Here is a 15,811-nt window from a genome sequence, read left to right as displayed (position 1 = left end):
TGCCATTATGTTCCGTGCCTTGATAGAACTAATCACACTTGGCTGAGCGCCCGGGGCTTGTTCATTGGCGAGGTAGTGCCACGGCTGTCATACAGGGACGGAGAGTCGCCACCGTTGAGAATTCGGATCTGGTTGGCCGTGGTGTGTTGTTGCATCTGGATGATACGGCCATTGGTCTCGTTGACCTTCTTGCAGGCATCCAGCAATTGGCCGAGTACATCAAGCTGCTGCATGATGATTTCGCCGTTGGACGATTGTGCGGCCAGGGCTTGCACGCCAGCACGGTCGGGGCTCAGGCCCAGCTGGGTGAGCAACTGGTTGCGTCGCTGCCCCTGCTGCTCCAGCAAGACGATCAAAGACTGCTTACGGGCCAGAATGTGCTCCAGCACCATCATGTCGCGGCCATGCAGGGCCAGCGCTTCCTTTTCAAGAAGCTCGAGCAGCTCCTGAGTGGGGGCGATGTCGTCTTCGATCAGTTGCAGCAGAGTGATATCGTGCATGGCTAACTCTTAGGCCTTTATTAGCGTCCGTGAAGTCAGCGCGCCGTAAGGTTAGCGCTGGGCTTCGAAATCAAGCAGTTTGCTGGCGACCCGGCCGGCATCGACCTGGTAGCTGCCGTCTGCGATCGCCTGTTTCAACTGGGCCACACGGGCGCTGTTGACCTCGGGTTGATCGCGCAGCTTGTCGCTGATCTTCTGCAACTGCTGAGCCTCTTGGCTGAGGTGTACCGCTTCTCCGCTGGCGCTGGCGCTGGCGCTTTTCGGCGCCTCTTGGGTTTCGCCGGTTTTGTCGGCGCTACCGGACGCGGTGTTGCCGCGTACGCCGCCCGTGATGGACGGAGAGTTATTCAAACGACTGAAGTCGATGACCATGATCAGAAACCTCTGGGTATTTGGACGCTTGCCTTGTTTTCGGCCAACCCGAAAGAAACTTTAGGCACAAATGCATAGCCGCCTGGCAGCGCGCTCGCGAACCCGATTTCTGACACAGTTTAGGAAAAGCAGTTCCTCACTGCCAGTCCATTCTACATGGCGACCTCCACCTGCCCTGGGCCTGTGACCCGGGCTTTTACCACGCGTTTGGAGTTCAGGTTGCGGATGCGGATCTGTTCGCCGATGCCGCCTTTGCTGAGCGCTTCGCCTGGCATGCGCACGCTCAGGGTGCCGCTGCGCGCAACGATCACCACGTGGTCGCCCTTGCGCACGACGTCGGCCTGTTCCAGGTGTTGGGGAGTCAAGACCTGGTCGAGCACCGTGGGGCGCAGCACTTTCATCTCAAGCGCCTGGTCGAGTTCGGTGAGAAAGCCTTGGTTCAGCGTTCCGACATCCCGTTCGCGCAGGGCGACGTCACCCTCGCCGACCGTGCTGCCGCGCTTGAGTGGGCGGGTGGCCACCACCACGTCGCGATACAGCCGCACGGTGGCCGGCACGAATACCGTCCAGGGGGCGCTGCCATCGCAGCGTACGCGCACCGTTACCCGGCCCAGCGGCTGGGCCGGGCTTTCCAGGGAAGCGTCCAAGGCCTGGCTGCACAGTGGCATGCGTAGGCGCGGGTCGAGCGAATTGACCTGGATGTCGTAGCGGCCCGCGGTCTGGGTCGTGGCCAGGTAATCCTCAACGGTAAATTCAAGAAACCCTTGGGTGACACCGATAAGCTGTTCAGGCAAGGTGAACGCGTCCGCCAGCGTACGAGCACCGGGTGCCAGCAGGCACAGCGCGGCGAGCGTGCTGCTCAGCAGGCGGGTCAATCGTCGGAAAAATGTCGTTTTCGTGTACATGGCACTCAAAAAAGCAAAGCCCGTGCCGACTCGGTACATAGGCTGACAAGTAAAGGAGTCTGGCATGGCTGGTGTTATGGATTCGGTCAACCAGCGCACGCAACTGGTGGGGCAGAATCGCCTGGAGTTGCTGTTGTTCCGCCTCAACGGCGAGCAACTCTACGGCATCAACGTATTCAAGGTCAGGGAAGTGCTGCAGTGCCCGGAGCTGACCTTGCTGCCCAAGTCCCATCCGGTGGTGCGTGGTGTGGCCAATATTCGCGGGGCGACCATCCCGATCCTCGACTTGTCGATGGCGACCGGTTTGCCCGGCCTTACGGAAGACACGCGCAACAGCTTCGTGATCATCACCGAGTACAACACCAAGACTCAGGGCTTTTTGGTGCACTCGGTGGAGCGCATCGTCAACATGAACTGGGAAGAGATCCATCCGCCACCCAAGGGGACTGGGCGCGATCACTACCTGACGGCGGTCACCCGGGTGGACAACCGCATGGTCGAGATCATCGATGTGGAGAAGGTGCTGGCCGAAGTGGCGCCGTCGTCCGAGTCGGTGTCCGCCGGCGTGGTCGATGCCGAGGTGCAGGACAAGGCCGTGCTGCTTCGGGTGCTTACTGTCGACGACTCGTCGGTGGCGCGCAAGCAGGTCAGTCGTTGCCTGCAGACGGTCGGTGTCGAGGTGGTGGCGCTCAACGATGGTCGTCAGGCCCTGGATTACCTGCGCAAGCTGGTGGACGAGGGCAAGCGACCCGAGGAGGAGTTCCTGATGATGATCTCGGACATTGAAATGCCGGAAATGGATGGCTATACGCTGACTGCGGAGATTCGCAGTGACCCGCGTATGCAAAAGTTGCACATCGTCCTGCATACTTCATTGTCGGGGGTGTTCAACCAGGCCATGGTCAAGAAGGTCGGCGCCGATGACTTCCTGGCCAAATTCAAGCCGGACGACCTTGCCCAGCGCGTGGTCGACCGGATCAAGGCAACGCATTGAAGCAGTTGGGGGGACAGCTCCCGACACCAGTGATTGAAAAGAGGCGGCGTTAGTGTCTACGGGTAATTTGGATTTCGAACAGTTCCGGGTATTCCTGGAGAAAGCCTGTGGCATCCTGCTGGGCGAGAATAAGCAGTATCTGGTCTCCAGCCGTCTCAACAAGCTGATGGAGCAGCAGGGCATCAAGAGCTTGGGCGAGCTGGTCCAGCGTATTCAGACGCAGCCGCGTGGTGGGCTGCGCGAGCAGGTGGTCGATGCCATGACCACCAACGAGACCCTGTGGTTTCGCGACACCTATCCGTTCGAAGTGTTGAAGAACAAGGTGGTTCCGGAGTTCATCAAGAACAATCCGGGTCAGCGTCTGCGCATCTGGTCGGCGGCCTGTTCGTCGGGGCAGGAGCCTTACTCCATCTCCATGGCGCTGGACGAGTTCGAGCGCAGCAACCTCGGACAGTTGAAGATGGGAGCGCAGATCGTCGCCACCGACCTGTCCGGTTCGATGCTGAACAACTGCAAGACGGGTGAGTACGACAGCCTGGCGATTGCCCGTGGTTTGTCCCAGGAGCGGTTGCAGCGTTACTTCGACACCAAGGGGCCAGGGCGTTGGGCGGTGAAGCCGGCCATTCGTAGCCGTGTCGAGTTCCGTTCGTTCAATTTGCTCGACAGCTATGCGGCGCTGGGCAAGTTCGACATCGTGTTTTGCCGCAACGTGCTGATCTACTTCTCGGCGCAGGTGAAGAAAGACATTTTGATGCGCATTCACAGCACCTTGAAACCGGGTGGTTATCTGTTCCTTGGCGCTTCCGAGGCGCTGAACGGGCTGCCGGATCATTACCAGATGGTGCAGTGCAGCCCGGGGATCATCTACCAGGCCAAGTGATCAGGAGGGGGCGGGTGCTTGTCTGTGGGGTGTGGCGCCTGTGAGATCGAGCGCCGCCCGCGCGGCGCATCCCCAGCAAGGTTCGCTCCTACGTTTGTTCACGGCCAATAACGTCTGTGGCAGGCGCGCGCGACCGCCGCAGCGCTCCCGACCAACCCCCATCGCCCCGCCATCTGCCCTCTGACGTCAATTTTTTGTTTTGCCGCTTTTGCCGTCCGGCAATTGCCGCTCAGGCATCTCCAGGCGGAAGCACTTTGCCGCTTTTCTGGCATGCCGGCGCTGCCGGTAACCGCAAAAACCCCGCAAACATGGGCTTCTACAGGTTTGGCACAGCACTTGCTAAAGCTTTGGCAACCACACGCTGGTCAACCTTTGAAGGTTCCCTGACATGAGCATCAGTTTCGACAAGGCGCTTGGCATTCACGAAAAGGCCCTGGGCTTCCGCGCCCAGCGTGCCGAAGTGCTGGCCAACAACATCGCCAACGCCGACACGCCCAACTACAAGGCGCGTGACATGGATTTCTCGTCGGTGCTCGCCGCCGAGAGTCAGAAGCAGCAGAGCGGGCGCTTCGCCATGGAGCGTACCAACAGCCGGCACATCGAGGCCGAAGGTCTGGCCATGGCGGACGATACCCTCCAGTACCGTACGCCTGCGATGCCGTCGATCGACCAGAATACCGTCGACGCCCAGGTAGAGCAGGCCAACTACACGGAAAACGCCATGGGCTTCCAGGCCAGCTTCACCTTGCTCAACAGTAAATTCAAAGGGCTGGTTTCGGCCCTGCGCGGAGAGTAACCATGTCCCTGTCCAGTGTCTTCAACATCGCAGGCTCCGGCATGAGCGCGCAGAACACGCGTCTCAATACCGTGGCCTCCAACATCGCCAACGCCGAGACCGTTTCGTCGAGCATCGACCAGACCTACCGCGCTCGCCACCCGGTGTTCGCCACCACGTTCCAGAACGCGCAGAGCGGCGTCAGCCAGTCGCTGTTCGAAGACCAGGGTGAAGCCGGTCAAGGCGTTCAGGTCAAGGGCATCATCGAAGACCAGAGCAACCTGGAAGCGCGCTACGAGCCCAACCATCCGGCGGCGAACAAGGACGGTTACGTCTACTACCCCAACGTCAACGTGGTCGAGGAGATGGCTGACATGATCTCCGCCAGCCGTGCGTTCCAGACCAACGCCGAACTGATGAACACCGCCAAGAACATGATGCAGAAAGTACTGACCCTGGGTCAGTGATAAGGAATCCAGACCATGGCAGTCGATAGCACCAGTGGTGTGAACCTCAATGACGTCATCGCGGCGTCAGGTGTCACCACCAGCAGCGCCAAGAAGACCACGACTACCAGCGCTGCGACCGGCAACCAGACGTTGGGCAAAGATGCCTTCCTGCAGTTGCTGGTCACCCAGATGCAGAACCAGAACCCGCTGGATCCGCAGGACAACAGCGAGTTCGTCGCACAGTTGGCGCAATTCAGTAGCCTCGAAGGCATCACCTCGTTGAACGAGTCGGTCAGCGCCATCACCAGCGCCATGGCTTCGTCGCAAGCGCTGCAGGCGTCCTCGCTGGTCGGTCGTTCGGTGATCGTGCAGAACGACAAGGCCATCGTCGACACCACTGAGAGCTTCAATGCGCAGTTCGTGGTGCCCCAGGCCATCAGCGAAGCGAAGATCACTATCACCGACAAGGATGGCAACACCGTCAAGACCATCGAGTTGGGCGAGCAGAAGGCCGGTTATGCCGACTTCATCTGGGATGGCACCAACAGCAAGGGCGAGAAGGTCGATCCGGGCACTTACACCTTTACCGCCACTACCACGGTGGACGGCAAGGCGGTGCAGATGAATACCTTGCTGCCAGCCAAGGTCACCAGCGTCAGCTTCAACACCACCGGCGAGATGGTGCTGAACCTGGCGGGTGTCGGCAAGGTTTCGCTGTCCGACGTACAAACCATCGGTATCTAAGGCCGATAGAACGGCAAGAAAAGGAGCAACTACATGTCTTTCAATATCGGCCTTAGCGGTCTGTACGCGGCCAACAAGCAACTGGACGTCACTGGCAACAACATCGCCAACGTCAACACCACCGGCTTTAAATCCTCCCGTGCCGAATTCGCAGACGTATACGCGGGGGCCAACCGCCTGGGCGTGGGCAAGAACCAGGTGGGTAACGGTGTGCGCTTGGCAGCGATCTCCCAGCAGTTTAGCCAGGGCGACGTCAACAACACCGGCAACGTGCTGGACATGGGTATCCAAGGCCAGGGCTTCTTCATCCTGTCTGACAACGGCGCGCGCGTGTACACCCGTGCCGGTGCCTTCCAGAACAGCAAGGATAACTACGTGATCACCTCGGACGGCCTGCGCCTGCAAGGCTATGCCGCCGACGAGAACGGCAACATCAAGCGTGGCGTACTGACCGATCTCAAGATCGATACCTCCTCGCTGGCGCCGAAGGCCACCACCCTGATCGACCAGGGCATCAACCTGAACTCCGAGGCGGACATCATTCCGCTGCCGAGCGCCACGCCTGCCGGTCCGGCGTTCGACCCGGCCGACGATACTACCTATACCAAGTCGTTCCCGACCAAGGTGTATGACAGTCAGGGTAACGAGCACACCATGGAGCAGTTCTACCGCAAGACCGGGACGAACCAGTGGACCATGTACACCCTGATCGATGGTCGCAATCCGATGGACCCGACGTCGGCTGCCCCGCTGGAGGCGTCCATGACCTTCAACTCCGACGGTAGCGTGGCGTCGATGGCGACCGACCCTGCCAGCATTCCTGTGGGTGCTCCGGCCGGTGCCCAGTGGGACGTGACCAACAATACCTTCACCCTCAAGGGTTGGATTCCAGCCGCCAAGGATGCTTCGGGTAACTGGGCCTCCAACGGTTCTGCGGAAAACGCTGCGGGCATGCGCCTGTCGATGAACAGCACCACGTCCTACAACACGGAAACCGCGCGCATGTCGCAGTCCCAGGACGGCTACGCCACCGGTATCCTGTCGAGCCTGTCGATCGACTCCACCGGCGTGATGTTCGCAAGCTTCAGCAACCAGCAGTCGCGCGCCATCGGCCAGGTGGCCTTGGCCAGCTTCGCCAACGAACAGGGTCTGCAGCAGATTGGCGGCACTCGCTGGACCGAGACCTACTCCTCGGGTATTCCGGGCATTGACTCGCCGAAGACCGGTACTCTGGGTAGCGTCGAGTCCAACTCGCTGGAAGCCTCGAACGTCAACCTGACGCAAGAGCTGGTCGAGCTGATCAAGGCGCAGAGCAACTACCAGGCGAACGCCAAGACCATCTCCACCGAAAGCACCATCATGCAGACCATCATCCAGATGACCTGATGCTGGATTGAGGGTAGGGGCTGCAGGGCGGCCCCGCTTCATGGAGTTAGCATGAACAAGTGGCTCATTGTGCTGGTCGCCGTTTTTTGCCTTGCCCAGGTCCAGGCTGGCACCGCTTATTGGTGGCGCTGGGAGAGCCAGGCGGATGGCCGGCTGGTCTGTTCGCAATGGTCGCCGGGTGATGGCTGGAAGAAGTTCGCCGGGCCATACACCAATGGTGGCTGCAGGGAGCCATAGCGCCACTTGGGATCTTGCCGGCGACGAGGTCTTAACAAGCCATCGTCTTTGCCGCCAGCGGCAACCCGGCGCCGGATAACCGACGTCAGTGCCGGTCACCAGCCCCTCGAAAGCCCGTATTCACGGGCTTTTTCACGATTTAAGAAAGTTGGTTCGGAACTTGCTTTAAAGCCTGCACAGCAACGGCGAGCGGCAAATGATCGCCAGTGCAGCGGAGGATGACTGTGGACAAGATGCTTTACGTGGCCATGACCGGCGCCAGCCAGAACGCGCTGGCGCAGAAGGCCCATGCCAACAACCTGGCGAACGTTTCCACCAACGGTTTCCAGCGTGACCTGGAGCAGGCGCGCTCGATGCCGGTGTTCGGTGACAGCTTTCCGGCGCGTGCGTTCGCGATGACTGAGCGTCCCGCGACCGACTTCAGCGAAGGACCGATGGTCGAGACTGGGCGTGAACTGGACGTGGCAGTCGCGGGGCAGGGCTTCATCGCCGTGCAGGCGCCAGATGGCAGCGAGGCTTACGTGCGCACCGGCAGCCTGAACATCGATGCGCTGGGCGTGCTGCGCGCCGGCAACGGTATGCCGGTGATCGGCAACGGTGGTCCGATCGCCATTCCGCCAGAGCAGAAGGTGGAAGTGGGCGCCGACGGCACCATCAGTATCCGTGCCATGGGTGAAGACCCCCGGGTGATGGCCGAGGTCGATCGCATCAAACTGGTCAACCCCGACACCAAGGGCCTGACCAAAGGCCTGGATGGCTTGATCCACACCCAGAATGGCCAGCCGGCCGACGCCGACGTCAATGTGCGCGTGGTGTCCGGTTTCCTGGAGGGCAGCAATGTCAATGCCGTCGAAGAAATGACTTCGGTGCTCGCGCTGTCCCGTCAATTCGAACTGCACGTCAAGATGATGAACGCGGCCAAGGAAGGCGATGAAGCCATGGCGCGTGTTTTGCAAATCGGCTAATCACATTTGAAAGGGTGCCGTAAAACAGGCGCACGAGGAGAACACTGATGCTTCCGGCTCTTTGGGTCGCTAAAACCGGCCTGTCCGCCCAGGACACCAACCTGACCGTCATTTCCAACAACCTGGCCAACGTCTCGACCACCGGCTTCAAGCGTGATCGCGCCGAGTTCCAGGACTTGCTCTACCAGATCAAGCGTCAGCCGGGCGCGCAGTCCACCCAGGACAGCGAACTGCCGTCGGGTCTGCAGGTCGGTACCGGTGTGCGCATCGTCGGCACCCAGAAGAACTTCCAGACCGGTAGTCTGCAGACCACCGAGAACCCGTTGGACATCGCCGTCAACGGCCGTGGTTTCTTCCAGATCCTGCAACCCGATGGCACCGTTTCCTATACCCGTGACGGTACCTTCCACCTGAACTCCGATGGTCAGGTCGTCAACGCCGATGGCCTGGCGCTGGAGCCGGCCATCGTCGTGCCAAACGACGCCCAGACCTTCACCGTCGGCCAGGACGGCACCGTGTCGATCACCACCGCCGGCAACCCGGCCGCTCAGGTCATCGGCAACATTCAGACCGCTGACTTCATCAACCCGGCCGGCCTGCAGGCGATGGGCAACAACCTGTTCCTGGAGACCGCCGCCAGTGGCGCCCCACAGGTGGGTACCCCGGGCCTGAACGGTTTCGGTACCACCTTGCAGCAGACCTTGGAGAACTCCAACGTCAGCACCGTGGAAGAGCTGGTGAACATGATCACCACCCAGCGCGCCTACGAGATGAACTCCAAGGTCATCTCCACTGCCGACCAGATGCTGTCGTTCGTCACTCAGCAGCTGTAACGCCGGCTTCTGGTTCCTAGCTCCTAGTTCAGTTGCAGCATGAGGTAAGTGTCATGAATCGTTTGTTGTCCGTTTTCGCCCTGGGGGGGGCGGTGTTGATGGCAGGTTGTGTCGCTCCGACGCCCAAGCCCAACGACCCGTACTACGCGCCGGTCCTGCCGCGCACCCCGTTGCCGGCAGCGGCCAATAACGGTTCGATCTACCAGGCGGGCTTCGATCAGAACCTGTACAGCGACCGCAAGGCGTTCCGGGTCGGTGACATCATCACCATCACCCTCAATGAACGCACCTCGGCCAGCAAGAACGCAGGTTCCCAGATTCAGAAGAACAGCAATGCCAACATTGGCCTGACCTCGCTGTTCGGGACCACGCCCAATACCAACAACCCATTCGGTGGTGGCGACCTTTCCCTCGAGGCGGGCTACAGCGGTGAGCGTGCAACCAAGGGCGATAGCAAGGCCACCCAGGGCAACACCCTGACCGGTTCGATCACTGTCACCGTCGCCGACGTGCTGCCCAATGGCATCATCGCCGTGCGCGGCGAGAAGTGGATGACCCTGAACACCGGCGAGGAACTGGTGCGCATTGCGGGCTTGGTCCGTGCTGACGATATCGCCACCGACAACACCGTGCCGTCGACCCGTGTGGCCGATGCGCGCATCACCTATTCGGGCACCGGCTCCTTCGCCGATGCCAGTCAGCCGGGCTGGCTGGATCGCTTCTTCGTCAGCCCGCTCTGGCCCTTCTGAGTGCGGATGACCATGTTCAACGTAAGGCAGCTGCTTGCCGCGACCCTGCTTCTGTCCTGCACCTTCGGTGCCCATGCCGAACGCCTGAAGGATATCGCCAGCATTTCTGGCGTGCGCTCCAACCAGTTGATCGGCTACGGCCTGGTGGTGGGGCTCAACGGTACGGGTGACCAGACCACCCAGACCCCGTTCACCCTGCAGACCTTCAACAACATGCTGTCGCAGTTCGGCATCAAGGTGCCGGCCGGTTCCGGCAACGTACAGCTCAAGAACGTTGCCGCGGTGTCGGTGCATGCCGACCTGCCGGCCTTCGCCAAGCCCGGCCAGGTAGTGGATATCACCGTCTCGTCCATTGGTAACTCCAAGAGCCTGCGTGGCGGAAGCCTGTTGATGACGCCGCTCAAGGGTATCGACGGCAACGTCTATGCCGTCGCCCAGGGCAATCTGGTGGTGGGCGGTTTCGATGCCGAAGGGCGTGATGGTTCGAAGATTACCGTCAACGTTCCGTCGGCCGGCCGTATTCCTGGTGGTGCTACCGTCGAGCGGGCGGTACCCAGTGGTTTCAACCAGGGCAACAGCCTTACCTTGAACCTCAATCGCCCGGACTTCACTACGGCCAAGCACATCGTCGACAAGGTCAACGACCTGCTCGGCCCAGGCGTGGCCCAGGCAATCGATGGCGGCTCGGTGCGGGTCACCGCGCCGATGGACCCGAGCCAGCGTGTCGATTACCTGTCGATTCTAGAGAACCTTGAGATCGACCCAGGCCAGGCCGTGGCCAAGGTCATCATCAATTCGCGTACCGGTACCATCGTCATCGGCCAGAACGTGAAGGTTTCACCTGCCGCCGTGACCCACGGCAGCCTCACCGTGACCATTACCGAAGACCCGATCGTCAGTCAGCCGGGGCCGTTCTCCAATGGCCAGACTGCCGTTGTGCCGCGCTCGAAAGTCAATGCGCAGCAGGAAGCCAAGCCGATGTTCAAGTTCGGCCCGGGTACCACGCTGGATGAAATCGTGCGTGCAGTGAATCAGGTGGGCGCTGCGCCCAGCGACCTGATGGCCATCCTCGAAGCACTGAAGCAGGCCGGCGCCTTGCAAGCCGACCTGATCGTCATCTGAGGACGCCGACTGATGAATACCAAAGTTTCCAGCGGTGCCGACAGCGGTGCGTACACCGACCTCAATCGTCTCAATTCGCTCAAGCATGGCGATCGTGACAGCGACGCCAACGTGCGCAAGGTGGCCCAGGAGTTCGAGTCGCTGTTCATCAGTGAGATGCTCAAAGCCTCGCGCAAGGCCAGCGATGTGCTGGCCGACGACAACCCGATGAATTCCGAGACGGTCAAGCAGTACCGTGACATGTACGACCAGCAGTTGGCCGTGAGTATGTCCCGCGAGGGTGGAGGTATCGGCCTGCAGGACGTGCTGGTTCGCCAGTTGTCGAAGAACAAGGCCGCGCCGGCCAACACCAGCCCATTCCCGCGCATCGACGGCCACGCCCCGGCCTTGTGGGGCAACAAAGTGGCCGAGCCTGTGCACGCGACCCAGTCGACCGCCACGCGCAATGATGTGGCCGCGCTCAATTCGCGGCGCCTGGCGCTACCGAGCAAGCTCACCGATCGCCTGCTGGCCGGTATCGTGCCATCGGCAGGCAACGCCGCGGCAACCACCAATACCGCTGCGGTGCCACCCCGTGAAGGGCAGGTGGTAGCAGGTGCTGCGCAGACCTTCGCCGCGCCCGAGCGTGGCATGCGCATCCTGGGCCGCGCCGTGGCGCAGCCGCCGCTTGCGCCGAAAAAAGCCTTCGCCGACAGCGACGCCTTCGTCGCCACCATGCTGCCGATGGCCGAGCAGGCTGCCAAGCGCATTGGCGTCGACCCCCGTTACCTGGTCGCCCAGGCAGCCTTGGAAACCGGTTGGGGCAAATCGGTCATGCGCAACAGTGACGGCACCAGCAGCCATAACCTGTTCGGCATCAAGGCGACCGGCAACTGGGAAGGTGGCGAGGCGAGGGCGATCACCAGCGAGTTCCGTGACGGCAAGTTCGTCAAGGAGACGGCAGCGTTCCGTTCCTACGACTCTTACCAGGACAGTTTCCATGATCTGGTCAGCTTGTTGCAGAACAATTCCCGCTATCAAGAAGCGGTGAAGTCTGCCGATAAGCCAGAACAGTTCGTGCGAGAGCTGCAGAAGGCCGGTTACGCCACCGACCCGGAATACGCCAGCAAGATCTCGCAGATCGCAAGACAGATGAAGTCGTACGAGAGCTATGCATCGCTCGGTAACACAACGAAACTTTAAGGGCAGGAAACCATGGCGAGTTTGATCAATATTGGCATGTCGGGGCTGTCGGCCTCCCAGGCGGGCCTGCATACCACCGGTAACAACATCGCCAACGCCGATGTCGCCGGCTACTCTCGCCAGCAGAATGTTCAGCGGTCCAAGGGTTCGCTCCAGGAAGGCCAGGTGTTCATGGGCACCGGGACAACACTGGCGGACGTGCGCCGGGTGTACAACGCCTTCCTCGATGCGCAACTGCAGACCGCCACGTCGCTCAACAGCGACAGCACTGCCTACCTGAATCAGGTCACGCCGCTCAACAACCTGTTGTCCGACAGCAACACCGGTATTACCGGAGCGCTGACCAACTTCTTCTCCGCCCTGCAGAGCGCTGCCAACAAGCCGACCGAAGACGCTTCCCGCCAGCTGTTGCTGAGCAATGCCGACGCGCTCGCCAACCGCTTCAACAGCCTGGCCGCGCAGTTCAAGGAGCAGAATACCAACATCAACGGCAGCCTCAGCTCGATGACGGCGCGGATCAACGAGCTGACCTCCAGCATTGCCCAGTACAACGAGCAGATTTCCAAGGTCTCGGCGGTCACCGGCCAGCCGAACGACCTGCTCGACCAGCGTAACGAAGCCGTCCGCCAGCTCAACGAATTGGTGGGTGTGCAAGCTGTCGAGCGTGACGGCAGCATCGACGTTTACCTGAAGAACGGCCAGTCGCTGGTGTTGGGCAAGACCACCAACAAGATGAGCGCCGAGCCAAGCGCCACCGACCCGACCCAGTATTCGATCAAGCTCGACCGTGGTAGCACCACCATGGACGTCACCAGTAGCATCACGGGCGGCGAAATGGGCGGTCTGCTGCGTTATCGCAGCGAGACCCTGGCGCCGGCCATGAACGAACTGGGCCGCATCGCGCTGGTGGTGTCGCAGCAAATCAACTCGCAGCTCGGCCAGGGTATCGACAAGAACGGAGAGTTCGGTGCCGCGCTGTTCAACGACCTGAACAGCGACAAGGCGATGTCCGCACGCAGCACGCCCAAGGTGGGCAACTCGGGCTCCGCCGACCTGAACGTGGTCATCCGCGATACTGGCAAGCTGAGCACCAGCGATTACCAGGTGACCTTCGTCGGGCCGACCGCCGACAAGTACCAGGTCAAGAAGCTGCCCGATGGCACCGACATGGGCACCTACAGCACCAACGACGACCCGGCCCCTGTGATCGATGGCTTCAGCATCGACCTCAAGAGCGGTACCGCGGCGGTGGGCGATAGCTTCAAGATCACCCCGACCCGCAATGCTGCGGCGGAAATCGACGTGGTGCTTACCGACGCCAAGCGCCTGGCCCTGGCCGCGCCGCTGACCGCGACGTCCGGTAGCGGCAATACCGGTACCGGTGTGATCGCCCAACCTGTCCTGACCTCGGTGCTGGATATCGCCGACCCGACCCAGCGCCTTGAGTTGCAGACCGGCATCAAGTATTCCACGCCGGTGCGCCTGGTGTTCGGTGATGAAACCACCTCGCCGCAAACCTATGAAGCGTTCGATGCCAAGGGCAACAGCATCGGCACCGGCACCTTCGTTCCGGGGCAGAACAACACCCTGAAGTTCGATGTGCCGATGATCGACTCCGCGGGCAACCCGATCACCGACGGCAGTGGTGTGCAGAAAACCTTCAGCTTCGAGATGGATGTCGCCGGTTCGCCCAAGCAAGGCGACAGCTACACCGTCTCGCTGACCGGCGCAGGTTCTTCGGACAACCGCAATGCGCTGTCCCTGCAGGAGCTGCAGACCAAGCAGACCATGGACATCGGTTCGACCAAGGGCATCAGCATCACCGACGCCTACGGCAAACTGGTGGAAAGCGTCGGTGCCCAGGCCAAGCAAGGCCAGATGGACAGCGAGGCAACCGGTGTCATCCTGACCCAGGCGACCGGTGCCCGTGATTCCTTGTCTGGTGTGCAGCTCGACGAAGAGGCCGGCAACCTGGTCAAGTACCAGCAGTACTACACGGCCTCTTCGCAGATCATCAAAGCTGCTCAGGAAATCTTCAACACCTTGATCGCCGCGCTTTAAGGAGTATTGATCCATGCGTATTTCCACGGCCCAGTTCTACCAGTCCAGCGCGGCGAACTACCAGCGCAACTATGCCAACCTGATCAAGACCAACGAGGAGGCCAGCTCCTTCGTTCGAGTCAACACCGCCGCCGATGACCCGGTGGGTGCCGCACGTCTGCTGCAACTGGGCAACCAGGCGGACATGCTGGCGCAGTACAAGACCAACGCGACCAACATCACCAACTCGTTGAACCAGGCCGAAACCACGCTCAACTCGATCAACACGATCCTGACGCGGGTCAACGAGCTGGCGCTCGAGTCGGGGAACGCCGGCTACACCGATACCGAGCGCAAGGCCAAGGCAGCCGAGCTGAGTCAGCTGGAAGACCAGCTGTTGAGTTTGATGAACAGCCGTGACGAGAACGGTCAGTACCTGTTCGCTGGCTCCAAGACCGACACCGCGCCATTCGTACGCAATGCCGATGGCACCTACAGCTACCAGGGCGACCAGACCCAGCTTGAACTGCAGGTCGGCGACATGCTCAAGATGGCTGGCAACAGCACCGGCTACAGCGTGTTCGAACAGGCGCTCAATACCAGTCGTACCCAGACCACCATGACCAACCCGGTGGTGGATGATGGGCGTGTGAAGCTGTCCAACGGCCAGGTGTCCGGCAGCGTGACCTACAATGACCGTTTCCGTAGCGGCCAGCCGTATACCATCACCATGCTCAGCAGTACGCAGTACAGCATCACCGACAGTCTGGGCAACGACGTGACCGCCGAAGCCACGCAGGGCGGCACCTTCGATCCGAACACCGCAGGTGGTTCGATGATCAGCTTCCGTGGGGTCGACTTGCGCCTGAACATCAATCTTCAGGACGGCGACGTTCCGGACACGGCGGTGGCGGGTCATACCTTCACCTTGCAGAGCAAGCCTGACACCATCACGGCCACTCGCAGCCCGGGCAACTCTTCCAGCGCCCAGGTGTCTTCCGTCAGCGTCACCGACCCGGCCAAGTACCAGGCCATGTTCCCCAGCGGCGGCGCGGTGATCAAGTTCACCAGCGCCACGGATTTCGAGCTGTATGCCCAGCCGCTGACCGCCGACAGCCGCCCGGTGGCCAGTGGCACCATGGCGGGTAACGTCGCCTCGGCCGCGGGGGTCGATTTCACCTTCACCACGACGCCGCCGCAGCAGTCCGGCGACCAGTACATGGTGAATGTCGACAACCACCAGACCCAGAACGTGCTGGACACCGTTGCCCAGCTGCGCACGGCCTTGAGCAAGCCGATCGACGGCGACAACGCGGCCTACCAGCAACTGCGTGCCGACCTGGACTCGGCCATTGCCAACATCCAGAGTGGTCAGGATCAGCTGAACCGCTCGGTCACCGATATCGGTGCGCGGGGCAAGGCGCTGGAAATCCAGCAGAACACCAACGAGAGCCTGGGTATCGCCAATACCACCACGCAATCGTCGATCCGCGATTCCGACCCTGCCACCGTGCTGGTTCGCCTGACCCAACAGAAGACCATGCTCGAAGCGTCCCAGGCAGCCTTCGCGCGTATCAGCCAACTGAGCCTGTTCAACGCCATCGGTTGATCAAGCCCGCCGCCTGCTGCGCCACCCGCCAGGGGTGAGCGCAGCAGGCGCGCTGTTTTTCCCGTGTTG

The 15,811-nt window shown here is 61.1% G+C and carries 17 protein-coding genes; 14 read left to right on the top strand and 3 right to left on the bottom strand.

Annotated features, from left to right (window positions below):
• Positions 1-32 precede the first annotated feature (32 nt).
• The 3 genes from VXM67_RS19325 to flgA all read right to left on the bottom strand — a co-directional run bounded on the left by VXM67_RS19325 (position 33) and on the right by flgA (position 1,777).
• Positions 33-500, bottom strand: a complete 468-nt coding sequence (locus VXM67_RS19325; RefSeq protein ID WP_023381572.1) for a flagella synthesis protein FlgN — start codon at positions 498-500, stop codon at positions 33-35.
• A gap of 51 nt (positions 501-551) precedes the next feature.
• Positions 552-872: a flagellar biosynthesis anti-sigma factor FlgM gene (gene flgM / locus VXM67_RS19320; RefSeq protein WP_367237295.1), complete on the bottom strand. Its 321-nt coding sequence runs from the start codon at positions 870-872 to the stop codon at positions 552-554.
• A gap of 152 nt (positions 873-1,024) precedes the next feature.
• Positions 1,025-1,777, bottom strand: coding sequence for a flagellar basal body P-ring formation chaperone FlgA (flgA, locus tag VXM67_RS19315; protein WP_023381570.1), 753 nt, complete (start codon positions 1,775-1,777; stop codon positions 1,025-1,027).
• 64 nt (positions 1,778-1,841) lie between these two features.
• Here flgA and VXM67_RS19310 point away from each other — a divergent pair, with 64 nt between their 5' ends.
• From VXM67_RS19310 to VXM67_RS19245, 14 genes are all read left to right on the top strand, one after another.
• Positions 1,842-2,771 (top strand): chemotaxis protein CheV, encoded by a 930-nt coding sequence (locus VXM67_RS19310; protein WP_023381569.1) that lies wholly within the window; start codon positions 1,842-1,844, stop codon positions 2,769-2,771.
• Between the two features lie 52 nt (positions 2,772-2,823).
• A complete protein-coding gene (gene cheR, locus VXM67_RS19305; RefSeq protein ID WP_023381568.1) occupies positions 2,824-3,651 on the top strand; it encodes a protein-glutamate O-methyltransferase CheR in 828 nt (275 codons plus the stop codon).
• Between the two features lie 388 nt (positions 3,652-4,039).
• Positions 4,040-4,447, top strand: a complete 408-nt coding sequence (flgB, locus tag VXM67_RS19300) for a flagellar basal body rod protein FlgB (protein WP_023381567.1) — start codon at positions 4,040-4,042, stop codon at positions 4,445-4,447.
• Between the two features lie 2 nt (positions 4,448-4,449).
• Positions 4,450-4,893, top strand: a complete 444-nt coding sequence (gene flgC, locus VXM67_RS19295; RefSeq protein WP_023381566.1) for a flagellar basal body rod protein FlgC — start codon at positions 4,450-4,452, stop codon at positions 4,891-4,893.
• A 15-nt stretch (positions 4,894-4,908) separates the two neighbouring features.
• On the top strand, positions 4,909-5,619 hold the full coding sequence (gene flgD, locus VXM67_RS19290) for a flagellar hook assembly protein FlgD (protein WP_023381565.1): 711 nt from the start codon (positions 4,909-4,911) through the stop codon (positions 5,617-5,619).
• 33 nt (positions 5,620-5,652) lie between these two features.
• Positions 5,653-7,005, top strand: coding sequence for a flagellar hook protein FlgE (flgE, locus tag VXM67_RS19285; RefSeq protein ID WP_023381564.1), 1,353 nt, complete (start codon positions 5,653-5,655; stop codon positions 7,003-7,005).
• A gap of 51 nt (positions 7,006-7,056) precedes the next feature.
• A complete protein-coding gene (locus VXM67_RS19280) occupies positions 7,057-7,242 on the top strand; it encodes a hypothetical protein (protein WP_023381563.1) in 186 nt (61 codons plus the stop codon).
• A 224-nt stretch (positions 7,243-7,466) separates the two neighbouring features.
• Positions 7,467-8,207, top strand: coding sequence for a flagellar basal-body rod protein FlgF (flgF, locus tag VXM67_RS19275; RefSeq protein WP_023381562.1), 741 nt, complete (start codon positions 7,467-7,469; stop codon positions 8,205-8,207).
• Between the two features lie 47 nt (positions 8,208-8,254).
• Complete coding sequence (flgG, locus tag VXM67_RS19270) at positions 8,255-9,040, top strand: flagellar basal-body rod protein FlgG (RefSeq protein ID WP_023381561.1); 786 nt, start codon at positions 8,255-8,257, stop codon at positions 9,038-9,040.
• 53 nt (positions 9,041-9,093) lie between these two features.
• On the top strand, positions 9,094-9,789 hold the full coding sequence (gene flgH, locus VXM67_RS19265) for a flagellar basal body L-ring protein FlgH (protein WP_023381560.1): 696 nt from the start codon (positions 9,094-9,096) through the stop codon (positions 9,787-9,789).
• A gap of 6 nt (positions 9,790-9,795) precedes the next feature.
• Entirely contained in the window at positions 9,796-10,911 is a 1,116-nt protein-coding gene (locus VXM67_RS19260) for a flagellar basal body P-ring protein FlgI (protein ID WP_023381559.1), read from the top strand.
• Between the two features lie 12 nt (positions 10,912-10,923).
• Positions 10,924-12,093 (top strand): flagellar assembly peptidoglycan hydrolase FlgJ, encoded by a 1,170-nt coding sequence (gene flgJ, locus VXM67_RS19255; protein WP_023381558.1) that lies wholly within the window; start codon positions 10,924-10,926, stop codon positions 12,091-12,093.
• A gap of 12 nt (positions 12,094-12,105) precedes the next feature.
• Positions 12,106-14,154, top strand: coding sequence for a flagellar hook-associated protein FlgK (gene flgK / locus VXM67_RS19250; RefSeq protein ID WP_023381557.1), 2,049 nt, complete (start codon positions 12,106-12,108; stop codon positions 14,152-14,154).
• Between the two features lie 13 nt (positions 14,155-14,167).
• On the top strand, positions 14,168-15,742 hold the full coding sequence (locus tag VXM67_RS19245) for a flagellar hook-associated protein 3 (protein WP_023381556.1): 1,575 nt from the start codon (positions 14,168-14,170) through the stop codon (positions 15,740-15,742).
• The last annotated feature ends 69 nt before the right edge of the window (positions 15,743-15,811 follow it).

Origin of the sequence: Pseudomonas sp. Rh2, assembly GCF_040762985.1 — a bacterium.
Lineage (GTDB): Bacteria > Pseudomonadota > Gammaproteobacteria > Pseudomonadales > Pseudomonadaceae > Aquipseudomonas > Aquipseudomonas taiwanensis.
Note: the sequence above shows the minus strand (reverse complement) of the source record. Positions and strands in the feature narration are given on the sequence as shown.